This window comes from Flavobacterium anseongense (assembly GCF_021608185.1).
Lineage (GTDB): Bacteria > Bacteroidota > Bacteroidia > Flavobacteriales > Flavobacteriaceae > Flavobacterium > Flavobacterium anseongense.
In genome coordinates, this window is record NZ_JAKIHN010000001.1 from 331,223 (window position 1) to 347,072 (window position 15,850).

The 15,850-nt window shown below is 35.7% G+C and carries 15 protein-coding genes; 4 read left to right on the top strand and 11 right to left on the bottom strand.

Annotated features, from left to right (window positions below; all coding sequences use genetic code 11):
- Position 1: 1 nt before the first annotated feature.
- The 8 genes from L1S35_RS01470 to mraZ all read right to left on the bottom strand — a co-directional run bounded on the left by L1S35_RS01470 (position 2) and on the right by mraZ (position 9,124).
- Positions 2-1,291, bottom strand: a complete 1,290-nt coding sequence (locus tag L1S35_RS01470) for an FtsW/RodA/SpoVE family cell cycle protein (protein WP_236395971.1) — start codon at positions 1,289-1,291, stop codon at positions 2-4.
- 83 nt (positions 1,292-1,374) lie between these two features.
- Complete coding sequence (murD, locus tag L1S35_RS01475; RefSeq protein WP_236395972.1) at positions 1,375-2,709, bottom strand: UDP-N-acetylmuramoyl-L-alanine--D-glutamate ligase; 1,335 nt, start codon at positions 2,707-2,709, stop codon at positions 1,375-1,377.
- A complete protein-coding gene (gene mraY / locus L1S35_RS01480) occupies positions 2,709-3,935 on the bottom strand; it encodes a phospho-N-acetylmuramoyl-pentapeptide-transferase (protein ID WP_236395973.1) in 1,227 nt (408 codons plus the stop codon). Before mraY ends, murD begins: the two co-directional genes overlap by 1 nt.
- A gap of 22 nt (positions 3,936-3,957) precedes the next feature.
- Positions 3,958-5,421: a UDP-N-acetylmuramoyl-L-alanyl-D-glutamate--2,6-diaminopimelate ligase gene (locus L1S35_RS01485; protein ID WP_236395974.1), complete on the bottom strand. Its 1,464-nt coding sequence runs from the start codon at positions 5,419-5,421 to the stop codon at positions 3,958-3,960.
- A complete protein-coding gene (locus tag L1S35_RS01490) occupies positions 5,418-7,427 on the bottom strand; it encodes a PASTA domain-containing penicillin-binding protein (RefSeq protein ID WP_236395975.1) in 2,010 nt (669 codons plus the stop codon). The genes L1S35_RS01485 and L1S35_RS01490 overlap by 4 nt, the downstream gene beginning before the upstream one ends.
- Positions 7,418-7,765 (bottom strand): FtsL-like putative cell division protein, encoded by a 348-nt coding sequence (locus L1S35_RS01495; RefSeq protein WP_236395976.1) that lies wholly within the window; start codon positions 7,763-7,765, stop codon positions 7,418-7,420. The genes L1S35_RS01490 and L1S35_RS01495 overlap by 10 nt, the downstream gene beginning before the upstream one ends.
- A gap of 2 nt (positions 7,766-7,767) precedes the next feature.
- The gene (gene rsmH, locus L1S35_RS01500; RefSeq protein WP_236395978.1) at positions 7,768-8,676 is read right to left on the bottom strand and encodes a 16S rRNA (cytosine(1402)-N(4))-methyltransferase RsmH; all 909 of its coding nucleotides are present in this window, start codon (positions 8,674-8,676) and stop codon (positions 7,768-7,770) included.
- Positions 8,651-9,124 carry a division/cell wall cluster transcriptional repressor MraZ gene (gene mraZ, locus L1S35_RS01505; RefSeq protein WP_236395980.1) on the bottom strand — a complete coding sequence of 158 codons (474 nt, stop codon included), beginning with the start codon at positions 9,122-9,124 and terminating at the stop codon, positions 8,651-8,653. The genes rsmH and mraZ overlap by 26 nt, the downstream gene beginning before the upstream one ends.
- A 382-nt stretch (positions 9,125-9,506) precedes the next feature.
- On the opposite strand from mraZ, the gene L1S35_RS01510 reads away from it, so the two are divergent.
- Together L1S35_RS01510 and yihA are read left to right on the top strand one after the other, a co-directional pair.
- The gene (locus L1S35_RS01510; RefSeq protein ID WP_236395982.1) at positions 9,507-10,271 is read left to right on the top strand and encodes an alpha/beta fold hydrolase; all 765 of its coding nucleotides are present in this window, start codon (positions 9,507-9,509) and stop codon (positions 10,269-10,271) included.
- A 2-nt stretch (positions 10,272-10,273) separates the two neighbouring features.
- Complete coding sequence (yihA, locus tag L1S35_RS01515; protein WP_236395984.1) at positions 10,274-10,894, top strand: ribosome biogenesis GTP-binding protein YihA/YsxC; 621 nt, start codon at positions 10,274-10,276, stop codon at positions 10,892-10,894.
- A gap of 3 nt (positions 10,895-10,897) precedes the next feature.
- Here the strand turns inward: yihA and gldC are convergent, their stop codons facing one another.
- Together gldC and gldB are read right to left on the bottom strand one after the other, a co-directional pair.
- Complete coding sequence (gldC, locus tag L1S35_RS01520) at positions 10,898-11,233, bottom strand: gliding motility protein GldC (RefSeq protein ID WP_236395986.1); 336 nt, start codon at positions 11,231-11,233, stop codon at positions 10,898-10,900.
- Positions 11,226-12,194, bottom strand: coding sequence for a gliding motility lipoprotein GldB (gene gldB / locus L1S35_RS01525; RefSeq protein ID WP_236395988.1), 969 nt, complete (start codon positions 12,192-12,194; stop codon positions 11,226-11,228). Before gldB ends, gldC begins: the two co-directional genes overlap by 8 nt.
- Positions 12,195-12,285: 91 nt before the next feature.
- Between gldB and nadE the strand changes: the two genes are divergently transcribed.
- Entirely contained in the window at positions 12,286-13,098 is an 813-nt protein-coding gene (gene nadE, locus L1S35_RS01530; RefSeq protein WP_236395990.1) for an NAD(+) synthase, read from the top strand.
- Positions 13,099-13,172: 74 nt separating this feature from the next.
- On the top strand, positions 13,173-13,802 hold the full coding sequence (locus tag L1S35_RS01535) for a response regulator transcription factor (RefSeq protein WP_236395991.1): 630 nt from the start codon (positions 13,173-13,175) through the stop codon (positions 13,800-13,802).
- A 31-nt stretch (positions 13,803-13,833) separates the two neighbouring features.
- Here L1S35_RS01535 and dnaG read toward each other — a convergent pair whose 3' ends face one another.
- On the bottom strand, positions 13,834-15,813 hold the full coding sequence (gene dnaG / locus L1S35_RS01540; RefSeq protein ID WP_236395992.1) for a DNA primase: 1,980 nt from the start codon (positions 15,811-15,813) through the stop codon (positions 13,834-13,836).
- Between the last annotated feature and the right edge of the window lie 37 nt (positions 15,814-15,850).

The following is a 15,850-nucleotide window of genomic DNA, read 5'->3' on the forward strand; positions in this document are numbered from 1 at the left end:
TTTATTTTTTATTTAAAACAGCACTCATTGGATTTGCTGTATCTACAATTGAAAAATCTTCCAATTCTGCTTCTTCATCTTCCTGCAATTGTTTATCGATTAGCTTTTGTAGAGCGTCTTCACGTTTTTGTTTTTCAGCTTGTTCTTCTGCTATTTCTTCTTCTTTTTTGGTCACACTTAAAATAATTCCAAGTGCAATACACGTCATCCAAATAGAACTTCCTCCACTACTAATCAAAGGCAATGTTTGTCCGGTAACAGGTAACAATTCTACAGCTACAGCCATATTGGTCATCGCCTGAAAAATTATGGGAAAACCCAAGCCGACGACGACGAGTTTTCCGAAAAGCGTGTTGGATTTATGTGCAGCGACAACAAATCTGAATAATAATAATAGATATAATCCCAAGACACATAATCCGCCAACTAATCCGTATTCTTCCACAATAATGGCGTAGATAAAATCGGAAGATGATTGTGGCAGGAAGTTTTTCTGTACGCTTTTTCCGGGACCAAGTCCGTAAATTCCACCTGAAGCAATAGCTATTTTTGCCTTTTCGATTTGATAATCATCTTCATCGGGCTTGTCGCTGGTAAAGTTGTCAATACGGGCAATCCAAGTATCAACACGATTTGGAAATGCATCCGGGAAAGCTTTGGCTACTAATATGAAAAATGTCAATCCTATAATTCCAGCTCCGACTATGATTCCGATATATTTCAACGGGTATTTTCCAATAAAAACCAACATCAATACCATTGAGAATATTAAAGCAGCTGTAGATAAATTTGCCGGAAGAATAAAAATTAAGGTAATAAAAACCGGCGTCCACAATTCCCAAAGTGAGTTTTGGAACGTGATTGGAGTTTCTCTTTTCTTGGATAAATAGCGTGCTACAAAAACATACAGCACGATTGAGGCCAGTGTAGAAGTTTGAAACGTAATGCCAATGAACGGAATCTGAATCCATCGACTCGCGTTGGCCCCTTCGATTATCGTTCCTTTTAGCAAGGTGTAAATCAGTAAAATCCAAACAACGGGCAATAGAATTTTGGAAATTGTTTTGAAGTAATGATATGGAACTTTATGGACTTTATAAAGAATAAAAAATCCAACGAGAACTTGGGCTGCATGCTTCAGTAAATAAGTAAATGCATTTCCTGAACCATGACGCATATAGGCCAAATTGCTGCTCGCGCTAAAAACAGGCATAAACGAAAATAGCGCCAACAAGGCAACGAATGCCCAGATGACTTTATCTCCTTTTAAGCTGTTTATTAGTTCTTTCATTTTTTTAGCTTTTAGCTATCAGCGGTTAGCCTTTAGCTTTTTATATTTTGCTAACAGCTAATTGCTGATTGCTGATTGCTTTTTTACAAATTCTTTACCGCTGCTTTAAATTGATTTCCTCTGTCTTCGTAATTTTGAAATAAATCGAAACTTGCGCAGGCCGGAGATAATAGAACTGCATCACCTTTTTCTGCAATATGCATAGCCGTAACTACAGCGTCACGCATATTATCCACTTCGACCATCATATCAACTACATTTCCGAAAGCATCGATTATTTTTTTGTTATCGACACCAAGACAAATGATTGCTTTTACTTTTTCGCGAACTAACGACATGATTTCGCTGTAATCATTTCCTTTATCAACACCACCGACAATCCAAACGGTTGGCACTGTCATGCTGTCTAAAGCAAAGAAAGTAGCGTTTACATTGGTCGCTTTGCTATCATTGATGTATTGCACATTTTGGATTTTGAGTACTTTTTCCAAACGATGTTCTACACCTTGAAAATTGGATAAGCTTTCACGAATCGTTTCTTTTCTGATTTTCATCAGCTGTGCTACAGAGGTTGCTGCCATAGCGTTTTTCATGTTGTGCTTTCCTTCCAGAGAAACTTCTCCGGTTTTCATTTCAAATTCTTCGTTGTTGATGATGATGTCCATAGTGTCGTTTTTTATAAATGCTCCGTTTTCAAATGTTTTTGTCAATGAAAAAGGAATTAATTGTGCTTTTGTTTTGTTTGTTTTGAACCATTCTGAAATCGCTTCATCATCGGCGTCATAGATGAAAAAATCATTCTCGGTTTGGTTCATTGTTATTCTGAATTTTGATGCTATATAGTTTTCATATTTATATTCATATCTGTCCAAATGATCCGGACTTATATTTGTTATTATGGCTATGTCCGGTCTGTATTTTATGATTCCATCTAATTGAAAACTGCTCAATTCCAACACATAGCAATCGTAATTTTCTTCGGCAACCTGCCAGGCGAAACTCTTACCAATGTTTCCTGCTAACCCAACATTCAATCCGCCTTGTTTCAGCAAATGATAGGCTAACATTGTTGTTGTTGTTTTGCCGTTGCTTCCTGTAATTCCGATGGTTTTTGCCTTGGTAAACTGGACTGCAAATTCAATTTCAGAAATCACCGGAATTCCCTTTTCTATCAGCTTTTTTACTATTGGTGCCTTTTCAGGAATTCCAGGACTTTTCATTACCACATCAGCATTCAGAATCAGGCTTTCGGTATGGGTTTCGTCTTCCCATTTAATCTCATATTGTTTAAGAACTTCTCTGTAATTGTCTTTTATTTGTCCATAGTCGGAAACAAAAACATCGTATCCTTGTTTCTTCCCCAAAATGGCTGTTCCCACGCCACTTTCTCCACCACCAAGTATTACCAATCGTTGCATTATCTCAGTTTTAATGTCACAATAGAAACTATAGCCAATAGAATTGCTACAATCCAAAAACGGGTAACAATTTTACTTTCGTGATATCCTTTCTTTTGGTAATGATGATGCAATGGCGACATGAGAAAAATTCGCCTTCCTTCCCCAAAACGTTTCTTAGTGTATTTGAAATAAGAAACCTGTAAAATCACTGATAAATTTTCGGCGAAAAAGATGGCGCACAATACCGGTAATAACATTTCTTTTCTAACAGAAATAGCTAAGACCGCGATGATTCCACCGATGGTTAAACTTCCTGTATCACCCATAAACACCGTTGCCGGGAAGGAATTGTACCAAAGAAATCCGATTAGTGCTCCAACAAAAGCCGAAATAAAAACCGTCATTTCTCCTGAATTAGGAATGTACATGATATTCAGATAGCTTGAAAGAATAACGTTACCCGAAACGAAGGCAAAAATTCCGAGAGCGAGTACCGAAATAGCAGAAGTTCCAGCGGCTAAGCCATCAATTCCATCAGTTAAATTGGCTCCGTTTGAAACCGCTGTAATGATAAAAATTACGATTGGAATAAAAACCAACCAAGCCCAATTTTCATAACCATCGCCAGTCCATTCGATGATTTTGGCATAATCTAATTCGTTGTTTTTAGTAAACGGAATTGTGGTAACTGTAGATTTGATTTCAGCAGGTGTTTCTTTAATAACGTTCTCCGTTTGATTGAAAGAAATCGGCGTAGATGATCTTTCTCTAACTGTTACATTTGGATTAAAATATAACACCGAACCAACAACCAAACCTAAACCAACCTGACCAACTACTTTGAAAATTCCTTTTAAACCCTGCTTGTCTTTTTTGAAAATTTTGATGTAATCATCAATGAATCCTATGGTTCCCATCCAAAGTGTGGTTACTACCAAAAGGATGATGTAGATATTATTCAGTTTGGTTAGCAATAAAACCGGAATCAAAGTAGCAATGATGATGATTAATCCACCCATTGTTGGCGTTCCTGCTTTTTGAGTTTGACCTTCTAAACCAAGCTCTCTTACGGTTTCACCTACTTGTTGATTTCTCAGGAAAGTGATGATTTTTTTTCCGTAAATGGTTGAAATCATTAGCGAAAGTATCAACGCTAAAGCCGAACGAAAAGTGATATATTGGAAAACTCCTGCTCCAGGAATGTCCATTGTTTTGTCGAGGTATTCAAATAAGTAATATAGCATATTCGGTTATTTGTTAATTCGGTTATTTGTCCAGTTGTTCTAAAATTTCTTTTACAATTTCCATATCATCAAAATCGTAGCGAACGCCATTAATTTCCTGATAGGTTTCGTGTCCTTTTCCGGCAATTAGAATAATATCATTTGGGCCTGCCAATTGACATGCCGTTCTAATAGCCTGTTTTCTATCAACAATGGACAATGTCTTTCTTTGATTTTGTGGCTGTACGCCTTCTTCCATGTCGGCAATAATGTCAATTGGATCTTCGGTTCTTGGATTGTCAGAAGTAATGATTACTTTATTGCTCATGGTCGAAGCAATGTTTGCCATGATTGGTCTTTTTGTCTTATCTCTATCGCCACCACAACCTACTACAGTTATCAATTGTTCATTATTAGAACGAATGTCATTGATGGTTTTCAGGACATTTTCCAAAGCATCCGGCGTATGTGCATAATCTACAATTGCTGTAATTTGGAAATTTGAAACAATAAACTGGAATCGTCCTGAAACGCTTTCCAATTCTGATAATAATCGCAATGTTTCTAATTTATCCAATCCTAATTCGATTGCAGTTCCGTAGATTGCCAATAAATTATAGGCGTTAAAAGTTCCGATTAAGCGAACCCAAACTTCGCTTTCATTTATCTTCAACAATAATCCTGATAATTGATTTTCGAGAATTTGTGCTTTAAAATCGGCATACGATTTCAACGCATACGTCAGTTTTCTGGCGGCCGTATTTTGAATCATCACTAAACCGTTTTTGTCATCGATGTTGGTCAATGCAAAAGCTGATTTTGGCAAATGGTCAAAAAATGATTTTTTTACATCGCGGTATTCGGCGAATGTTGGATGATAATCTAAATGGTCGTGCGATAAGTTCGTGAAAACGCCACCTTCAAAATGCAAGGCCTCGGTACGTTTTTGATGAATTCCGTGCGAGCTTACTTCCATAAAGCAATATTCAACACCCATTTCGCTCATTTCTGCCAAATAATAATTAATAGTTAATGAATCCGGTGTGGTGTGCGTTGCTTTGTATTCTTTATCATCAACCATGATTTTTACGGTTGAAAGCAATCCAACTTTGTAGCCTGCTTTTTGGAATAATTGGTATAATAAAGAAGCGATGGTTGTTTTACCATTCGTTCCGGTAATGCCAACTAATTTTAGATTTTGTGATGGATTTCCATAAAAGTTTGCTGCCAAAAATGCCAAAGCTGTATTGGTGTCTTTGACCTCGATATAAGTAACTCCGGTAACAATTACCTCCGGTAAAGTATCACAAACAATTACTATAGCTCCGAGATTTATGGCTTTTTCGATAAAGTCGTGACCGTTAGAAACTGTTCCGCGAATGGCAACAAAAACATCATTCTCAACAACTTTTCTTGAATCGAATTCGATTTTGTTGATGCACATTTCTGTCGAACCTTTTACAGCCTCGATGGCAACTTTATATAGTATGTCTTTTAAAACTATCACGATAATTCGAGTATGATTGTTTGATTTTTATTCAAAGAAGCTCCAGCCGGAATTGATTGTTTTTTTACTTTTCCGATGCCGATAACTTTTACTTTTAGTTTTAAATTTTCTAAAAGCGCCACAGCATCCATTCCGCTCATTCCTTTTAAATTTGGAATAACTTTGATTTCAGCATTTGATTTGATTTTATAATCGTCGTAAGCCACTTCCTGTTTGCTGATTTTTTTATTCAGATTTTTGATTTCATTTGTTGATGGCGAATCGGTAAAAATCTTTTGTGCGATACGTTTGAAAACCGGTCCGGCTACATCAGCGCCATAATAATTATTGCCCGAAGTATTTGGTTTGTGAACCACTACAATACAGGAATATTTAGGGTTTTCGGCTGGAAAAAATCCAACGAAAGAAGAAATGTAATGTTTGTCATTTCCGCCGTTTTTTCCATAATTGGCTTGCGCTGTTCCAGTTTTACCAGCCATAGAAAAATCTTTGGAATACAACTTCGAACCTGTTCCTTTCTTAACTACGTTTTGCATTACAGCTTTTAACTTCTTGATTGTTTCGTCAGAACAAATCTTCGGATTGATGACTTCTTTATTATAGGTTTTGATGACTTTATTCCATTCTTTTATTTCGGAAACGAATTGTGGTTTTATCATTTCGCCGTTGTTTGCAACTGCATTATACAAGGTCAATGTTTGTAATGGAGTTACAGAAACACCGTATCCAAAAGCCATCCATGGTAGCGAAATAGCGCTCCAATGTTTGTCTCCGGGTTGCGGAATATAAGGTTGTCCTTCTCCCTGAAATGGCAATCCTAATGGTTTGTTCAATCCCATTCTGTCGATTCTGTCTACAAATTGTTGTGGATTGTTTCTATAGTTTTCATAAACCGCCTGAACCATTATAGTATTTGAAGAAACTTCGAAACCACGAGCCAAAGAAATTCTTCCATAACCACCTTCGTGAGAATCACGGACTTTGCTTCCTCGGTAATCAATTATTCCGCCTTTGCTGTCATAAACCTTACTGGTGTCTACTTTATTATCATCTAACAAGGCAATCATATCAACCAGTTTGAAGGTTGAACCCGGTTCGTGTGATTCGGCTATTGCATAATTTGTAGTTTCAAAATAAGTCGAATCGGTTTCTTTTAATTTTCCGAGATTAGAGATGGCTTTTACTCTTCCGGTTTTGGTTTCCATTACCACAACACAACCGTGTTCTGCTTTGAATTCTTTTAATTGTTTTAACAAAGCGTGATGCGCAATATCCTGAATATAAACATCGATAGTTGAAATCACATCATAACCATCCTGCGGATCAACTTCATTCACATCGCGAATAGGTTTCCATTGGCCTTTGGCGATTTTTTGTTTTAAGACTTTGCCGTCTTTTCCATTTAAATATTTTCTGAAAGACCATTCAATTCCTTTACCAACGCGGGTTCCGTTTTCGTCAATTCGGTCATAACCAATTGTTCTTTCGGCAATTTTTCCTATTGGATGTTCGCGAACGGTTTCCTGCTCGGTAATCATTCCGCCTTTATTCGCTCCTAAATTAAAAAGTGGAAAACCTTTAATTTTGATATATTCTGTATAGCTTAAGTCACGAGCAATTAATAAATACCTGTTCTTATTGGCACGAGCCATTCTTAGTTGGGTGTGATAAAAAGAACTTGGTTTGCCTAACATTTTTGATAATGAATCGGCTAATGGTTTTACATTCGTCTCAAAATTTTCAGATTTTGGAGCTACAGCATCAAAACGGATGTTGTAATTTGGAATTGAGGTTGCCAATAAACTTCCGTCTGAAGAATAAATATTTCCTTTATTGGCTGGAATCACAAAGTTCTTAACCGTTCTTTCTTTGGCTAATTTTCTATAATAATCTCCTTCTGACCATTGAATTTTAGTCAGCTTAAAAGCAATTGCTATAGTCATTATGAAGATGCTGAACGCAACTAAATAAATACGGTAAGAGATATGTTTATCTTCTACTGCCATAATTTTTGAAAGAAACTTTTTTCTATTGGTTTTTTAACTTTTATCTTTTGTGGTGGAACTGACGATGGAAAAATCTTTCTTTCTTCCATTTTCTCTGAAACTGTCGATTCCATTTTTAACTTCATTAATTCGGAGCGTTTGTCAACAAACTCGGAGCGCAATTCTTTTACTTCATTTGTCAATTCTGTTATACGAAATACTTTTTGCTCAAATCGGTGTGTATTGCCTATCATCAAAAGTGCTAACAGAAACAAAAAAACTATGAAACGCCAGTTTCTTGTGGCATCTTCATTGACTAAAAACCTAGCTTTTAATATGCTGTAAACTCCTTTTTTCATTTCTATTTCTTTTCAGCTACTCTTAACTTGGCACTTCTTGCTCTGTTGTTTTCTTTTATTTCTTCGTCGGTTGGAACGATTAACTTTTCAATGCTTTTAAACGGAACTGAAAAGTTTCCGAAAAAATCGCGTTCAGGTTCACCTTCAAACATTCCGTTTTTTATGAAACGCTTTACCAATCTATCTTCTAAAGAATGGTAGGATATCACGCTTAATCTTCCTTCCGGTTTCAATATTTCAAGTGATTGTTCTAAAAATTCTTTTAAAACATCCATTTCCTGATTCACTTCAATTCTTATTGCCTGATAGATTTGAGCCAGGATTTTATTTTTGTGTTGTTCGGGCAAAAACCTCGACAGAACAATTTTTAATTCGTCAGTTGTTTTGATAGTTTTCTTTCCTCTTGCTTCAGCTATTGTTCTAGCTAGAGCCGGAGCAACTTTCAATTCGCCATAATCCAAAAACACTCTTTTTAAATTGGCTTCATCATATTCATTTACCACTTTGAACGCGTCCAACTCATTTTTTTTACTCATTCTCATATCTAATTCGGCATCAAAGCGAGTAGAAAAACCTCTTTCGGGAACATCGAACTGATGTGATGAAACACCTAAATCTGCTAGAATCCCATCGACACTTTTCACTCCGTGAAACCTCAAAAAACGTTTGATATATCTAAAGTTTTCAGGTATGAGCGTAAATCTTTCATCTGGTAAAGCGTTTGCCTGAGCATCTTCATCCTGGTCAAATCCGAATAGTTTTCCGTTTGGTCCTAATCGTTTTAAAATCTCTTTAGAATGACCGCCGCCGCCAAAAGTCACATCCACATAAATTCCGTCAGGTTTGATATTAAGTCCGTCAACAGTTTCTTTCAGTAAAACCGGATTATGATATTCCATTTTCATCGTCATTTACATTCCCCATTACATCTTCGGCTAAGTCTGCAAAATCAATATCGTCGCCTGCTATCGATTTTTCATATAAATCTTTATCCCAAACCTCCACTATATTGACAGCAGAAGAAAGAACGATATCTTTCGATATTTTGCTAAACGCAACTAAATCTTTCGGAATTAACAACCTTCCTAAATCGTCAACTTCGACCACTTTTACTCCGGCAGTAAATCGACGGATGAAGTCGTTATTTTTCTTTACAAAGCGGTTGAGTTTGTTGATTTTTTGCATCATCAAATTCCACTCTGTCATTGGATATAATTCTAAACAAGGTTGAAAAACGGAACGCTTCAAGACAAAGCCATCTTGAAGAGAATTAGCAAGTTGCTTCTTCAACGCCGAAGGAATCATGAGTCTTCCCTTGGCATCAACCTTGCATTCGTATGTTCCGATTATGGTGTTCAATTTGGTTTTATTCTGGTTACCAGCAAAAATATAAAAATATTTACCACAATTTACCACAAAATACCACTTTGTTAATAAGTTTTACCACTTTAATCCCATATTGCAAAAAAACTTAAGAAAATCTGTCTGTTTAATTTTTAAAAAATCATCAAAATAAGTCGGGAAATTAGGAAAAAGTGATTTTGAAAATTGATTTTTAATACTTTTCAACTTCCCTATTTAGACTAAATTTATTTTCGCAATTGTTGACAATTAATGCTTTATTCGTTTCTGATGGAGTGTTGACGAAATTGTCAATTTTAGTAGTAAATAATCCTTATATAAATGGGTTTTAATCTATAAAATCATATATTTGTTGCGAGGCAAAACTCAAAAAAATCACATGGAAGGAAAATTTAAAAAAGAAGGCAGATATTCCTATTTTGAAGCCGGAGAAGGCACACCAATAGTCGTTTTACACGGGTTAATGGGTGGCTTGAGTAACTTTAATGGCGTTGCTGATTATTTCTCGTCTAAAGGATATAAAGTAATTATTCCTGAGTTGCCTATTTATACCCAAAATATTTTAAAAACCAACGTGAAAGCTTTTGCAAAATATGTCAAAGACTTTATTACTTTCAAAGGTTTTGATCGTGTTATTCTTTTGGGAAATTCTCTTGGTGGACATATAGCTCTGTATCATGCTAAAATGTATCCTGAAAAAGTTGCCGGTCTTGTAATTACGGGAAGTTCAGGATTGTATGAAAGTGCTATGGGAGACAGTTATCCAAAGCGTGGTGATTATGATTATATAAAGAAAAAAGCAGAAGCTGTTTTTTATGACCCAAAAGTGGCTTCAAAAGAAATAGTTGACGAAGTTTTTGCTGTAGTTAATGACAGAATAAAAGTGATTAAAACATTGACTATTGCAAAAAGTGCGATTCGTCATAATATGGCTAAAGATTTACCAAAAATGCATGTTAAAACCTGTATAATTTGGGGGAAAAACGATCAGGTTACACCACCTGAAGTAGCGGAAGAATTTCACAAATTAATGCCTAATTCTTCATTGTATTGGATAGACAAATGCGGCCACGCTGCCATGATGGAGCATCCTGACGAGTTCAACCGTTTACTTGATGAATGGTTAAAAGAAGTTCATTTATAAAGATGAAAATTAACACTGCCGAATTTATTATCAGCAATTCTGATGTCAGCAAATGTCCTTTGGAACGTTTGCCTGAATATGCTTTTATAGGTCGTTCTAATGTTGGGAAATCATCTTTAATCAACATGCTGACCAATCATAAAAATTTGGCAAAAACATCAGGAAAACCAGGGAAGACACAACTTATAAATCATTTTAAAATAAATTCCAATTGGTTTTTAGTCGATTTGCCCGGTTATGGCTATGCTCGGGTTTCTAAGAAAACAAAAGAAGTTTTTCAGGAATTCATAACCGATTATTTCGAAAAAAGAGAACAATTGGTTTGCGCTTTTGTGCTAATCGATATTCGGTTAGAAGCACAAAAAATCGACTTGGAATTCATCAATTATTTGGGTGAAATTGAAGTACCTTTCTGCATCATTTTTACTAAAGCGGATAAGATAAGCCGTGGAAAAATTGATTCAAACATTGCCGCTTACAGAAAAGCGCTTTTAGCCAATAACTGGGAAGAAATGCCACAACATTTTGTTACTTCGGCAACAGAAAACACAGGAAGAGAAATAGTTTTGCAATATATTGACGATGTAAACACAGAAGTCTTTAAAGACTTGAATCAGTTTTAGAATTTATTTTTTCAACTCTAATTTTTCGGCAAAATAATCACAAAAATCTCTCATGGTATCAGCCATTTTTTCATCTTGTGTTGCACGCTGAAAAGTATCGGCCATAGCAACCAAGGTTTGATGAAAAAACTTTTTCATTTCATCAACAGGCATCTCTTTTGTCCACAAATCTATACGAAGTGTTTCCTGCACTTTGCTATCCCAAATTGATAGCATCATGGCTTTTGCTTCTTCTTGTTCAACGCCACCGTCTTGTGCTGACCAGCTTAGCTTTTCAGGAACACGGTTTTCATCTAATTCAACAAGGAATTTTATTTCGGAGGTAATGTTTTTACTCATCAGTCTTTTTGGGTTTGTATTTTGATTTTTCAAATAGTTCTTTGGCATCCATTTTCAGCATATCCTGCATACTGACTTCATTATTTTGCATAAACGAACGGACAATCTGCCATCCAATCCATTGTCCTACTCTTCCGGGAGATTCGTTATCGATTTCTAAATAAAATTTAGAAAAAGGCGCCAAATTTGTAAAGCGTCCGGGCAATTTAGAATCAGCGCTATAGAGCAATTCTTTTTCTATAAAGTAGCGCCAAATATAACTCTCGTTTTCCTGGCACCAAGTAATTTGTTCGGGTAGATAGCCAATTTTTTCAGCATCTGTATAGGTAGGCAATAACTGATCTTTCAGGTATAATTGCTTGCCATAATATATCATTTCACCAAGCAATGTCTTTTCTCTTGCCGGCGGAATTTTTCCTAGAGAAAAGCTCGTAACGATATCGGGCATCATTTGTCTTTCTTCAAAATTTTGCTCTAAATACTTAGGGAATTCATAGAATTTATGATTTGCACCAAGATATAATTCCAAAGAAATTACAAGTTTGTCATTAGCGTATATTGCCTTATTGTTATAATCCATATCAGCAATAACCGTATACACTTTTGGCATCGTAGCTGTTGGAAAAAAATATTTTATGTGTTTAAACAAATCCTCAATTTCTGAAGTTTGCTTTCCAAAATCAGAATACTTCTTCTCTACTTCCTGAAACAATTCCTTCCATAACGGATTTTGCATTTTTTCTATCCAAACTTTATCCGGCACACCTTCGGGAAAGAAAAAAGGATATTCGGCTTTTAGATTTTGTAACTCATTTGGTGGTGTTTCAAAAAAGGCTTTTTCAAATCGATATACCTTAAGTGAAATCGGGGGTGTTTCTTCTATTGCCTTTTCGATTTTTGATTTTTTATCACAAGAGATTAAACCAACTAAAAGGACTACTGCAACTATATATTTTTTCATTTAAAATTAACGAATGTTAAACCGATTAAAACCCTTTTGATTTTTTACATTTGCAAATATACAGTGCAGTTTCTAAAAATTTTCATAACAAATGGCAAAAAAAAGTACTATTAAGGTAGGGGAAATTAACACCTTTATTGTTACATGGTTGAAGGATTATGCAACAAATGCGAATGTGAATGGTTTTGTAGTTGGAATTTCAGGTGGAGTTGACTCGGCTGTGACTTCTACGCTTTGTGCTCAAACGGGCTTAACCACTTTATGTGTTGAAATGCCGATCCATCAGGACAGCACACAAGTGAGCCGCGGAAGGGAACATATTGAGCAATTAAAAAAGCGATTCCCGAATGTAAAAAGTGTTGAAACCAATTTGACTTCGGTATTTGAAACATTTAAAAAAGAAATGCCAAGCTCAGATAATGAAGTGAAGTTAAATTTGTCTTTAGCCAATACCAGAGCAAGACTGCGTATGACAACCTTATATTATTTAGGGGGAATTCACGGTTTACTTGTGGCTGGAACAGGAAATAAAGTAGAAGATTTTGGCGTTGGTTTTTATACCAAATATGGCGATGGCGGAGTTGATTTGAGTCCGATTGCGGATTTGATGAAAAGTGATGTTTATGCTTTGGGAGCTTATTTAGAAATTCCCGAATCTATTCAAAATGCAGCACCAACCGATGGATTATTTGGCGATTCAAGAACTGACGAAGATCAACTTGGAGCAAGTTATGATGAGTTAGAATGGGCAATGCTTGCGGCGGAAAACAATAAAAACGCTGAAAATTTCTCCGGAAGAGAAAAAGAAGTTTTTGAAATTTATAAGAAGTTAAACACAATAAACCAACATAAAATGAATCCGATTCCCGTATGTTTAATCCCTTCTGAATATAAAAAATGTTAAAAATTTTAACATTTTTTCAATATGTTTTCTTACCTTTACTTATAGTTTATTAACTTTTATCAAATACCACAATTATGATAAATCTATGCGTTGCTGATAACTTTCCGGTTGTTCATTTTGGAATGAAAGCTTATTTTAAGGATCATCCTGAAATAAACGTCGTTTCGAATGTTGGCAATTTTTTTATGGTTCCGGATGCATTAAGAAACAAAGAAATTGACGTCTTAGTCATCGATTTAGAACTTGAAGGATTAAAGAGTATTTATGAAGTCAAGTCGATCATTAAAAATTTCCCAAAAACCAAAGTTGTCGTTTTTAGTAGTTTGTCGGAACACATCTATGCACCAAATGCAATAAAAGCTGGTTGCTCGGGTTATGTTCACAAGACATCAAAGCTTGAAAATTTAGGAATTGCTATTGTCAAAGTAAGCCAAGGACAAATTATCCTAAATGATGAAATCAAGAAAAGTTTGGCATTGATTGCTAAGCAAAACAAATCGGAACGTTTGTATCGCAAACTTTCTAATCGAGAAATCGAAGTGCTGCGTTTTTTAAGCGATGGTAAAAAGAACAACGAGATTGCTAAAATTTTAGCGCTTAACGAAAAAACCATCAGTACTTACAAACTTCGTCTGCTGACGAAACTTAATGTAACGAACTTGGTTGACCTTGTCAACAAAGCTAAAACTTTGGAAATCGTTTAAAAAAACTGAACCTCGCAAGCGCGAGGTTTTTTTATATGTAAGTCGAACGTATTCTTCCTATTTTATTAGTCAGATTAACTTTCAGTTTATTATAATCGTTGATGGTCGATTTTAGTTCTTCCAAATCATTTTCTTCTTCATTACTGTAACTGTTCATCAAATCCATAATCAATTTATTGATTAGATATTCACGAAGTGAAACAATGGTTTCGGAAACATACTGACTCACATTTTGATTTTTCGTTTTAACATAAATGTGTTTAGCTTCCCAATTGTGAAGCAATTCTCTTTCTTCCGCCATCAATATATCGGTAACCATTTGTGAATGCTCAACAGACAATTGCATCAAATACTGCTCGATGTTGAATTCTTCATTTTGATTGTAATAGGCAATTAAATCATTGTAGATTTCTTTGAATAAAGGATTTGCCAATTCGACCTCATCCTCCTGCAAACTCAAGTAAATACGTTGATGAACTTTAACAGTACTGGTTTCCTTTTCCTCTATCATTTCGCCTTCTTCGTTGGCTTTTAAAATGAAATCATCAAAGTCGGCTTCCTGAGAACCGTAAAGCAATAACATTTCAATAATCTTACGTTCTAATTCGTAAACAATGTTGACTTTCTCTTGTGCTGATTGCGTTTCGGTTTTAACAACTTCAAATGCTTTTTGTTCCTGCTTTAGTTTTTTCCCGGCTTCCGAAATGTCTTTCTGAACCAATTGTGCTAATGTATTGAGAAGCACTTGTTCTGAAATATCCATAATTCGGGATGTTTCCTGAATATAGATTTCTCGTTTTATTCTATCCGGAATTTTAGAAATACTGACAACCATATCGCGAATCAAATCAGCTTTCTTAATTGGGTCGTTATTGGCTTCATCCATTAAAAGCGAAGCTTTGAATTGAATGAAATCTTTGGCGTTATTTTCTAAGTACGAAACTAAATCTTCATACGAATTCTTTCTGGCAAAACTATCCGGATCATCACCATCAGGAAATGTGCAAACTTTAACGTTCATTCCTTCTTCGAGAATCAAATCAATTCCACGAACCGAAGCGCGAAGTCCGGCAGCATCTCCATCAAAAAGAACGGTAATGTTTTTGGTCAATCGGTTGATTAATCGAATTTGGTTCGGAGTCAAGGCAGTTCCCGATGAAGCTACCACATTTTCAATTCCGGCCTGATGCAACTGAATCACATCGGTATAACCCTCAACCAAATAGCAATTATTCTGTTTGGCAATAGCTTGCTTAGCATGAAAAATTCCATAAAGCACTTTACTCTTATGGTAAATATCGCTTTCAGGCGAATTGAGATATTTGGCTGCTTTTTTATCATTAGTCAAAATTCTCCCGCCAAAACCTAAATTTCGTCCTGATAAACTTTGAATTGGAAACATTACTCTTCCTTTAAATCGGTCGAAATGCTTTCCGTCTTCTTTGAGAATAGTCAGTCCAACTTTTTCAAGATAATCCAATTTATAGCCTTTTGCCAACGCTTCTTTGGTAAACGCATCCCAAGTTTCGGGCGAATAACCCAAACCAAATTTGGCGATGGTTTCATTGGTAAAACCTCTTTCTTTGAAGTACGACAAACCTATTGCCTTTCCTTCTTCTGAATTTAAAAGCGTTTCGTGAAAATACGTTTTGGCAAATTCAGAAACCAAGTACAAGCTTTCTTTTTCGTTGGCTTCTATTTTATCTTCCTGAGAAACTTCGGTTTCTTCAATTTCGATATTGTATTTATTGGCCAAAAAACGAATCGCTTCCGGATACGTAAAATGCTCGTGTTCCATCAAAAAAGTCACAACACTTCCGCCTTTTCCGGAGCTGAAATCTTTCCAAATTTGTTTCACAGGCGAAACCATGAACGAAGGCGAACGTTCATCCGAAAACGGACTTAATCCTTTGTAATTGCTACCGGCACGTTTGAGTTGGACAAAATCACCTATGACTTCTTCCACACGTGCGGTTTCAAAAACTTTATCTATGGTTTCGCGAGTAATCAAAGTGAATTGAATGATTTAAAATTTGAAAGATGGTAAA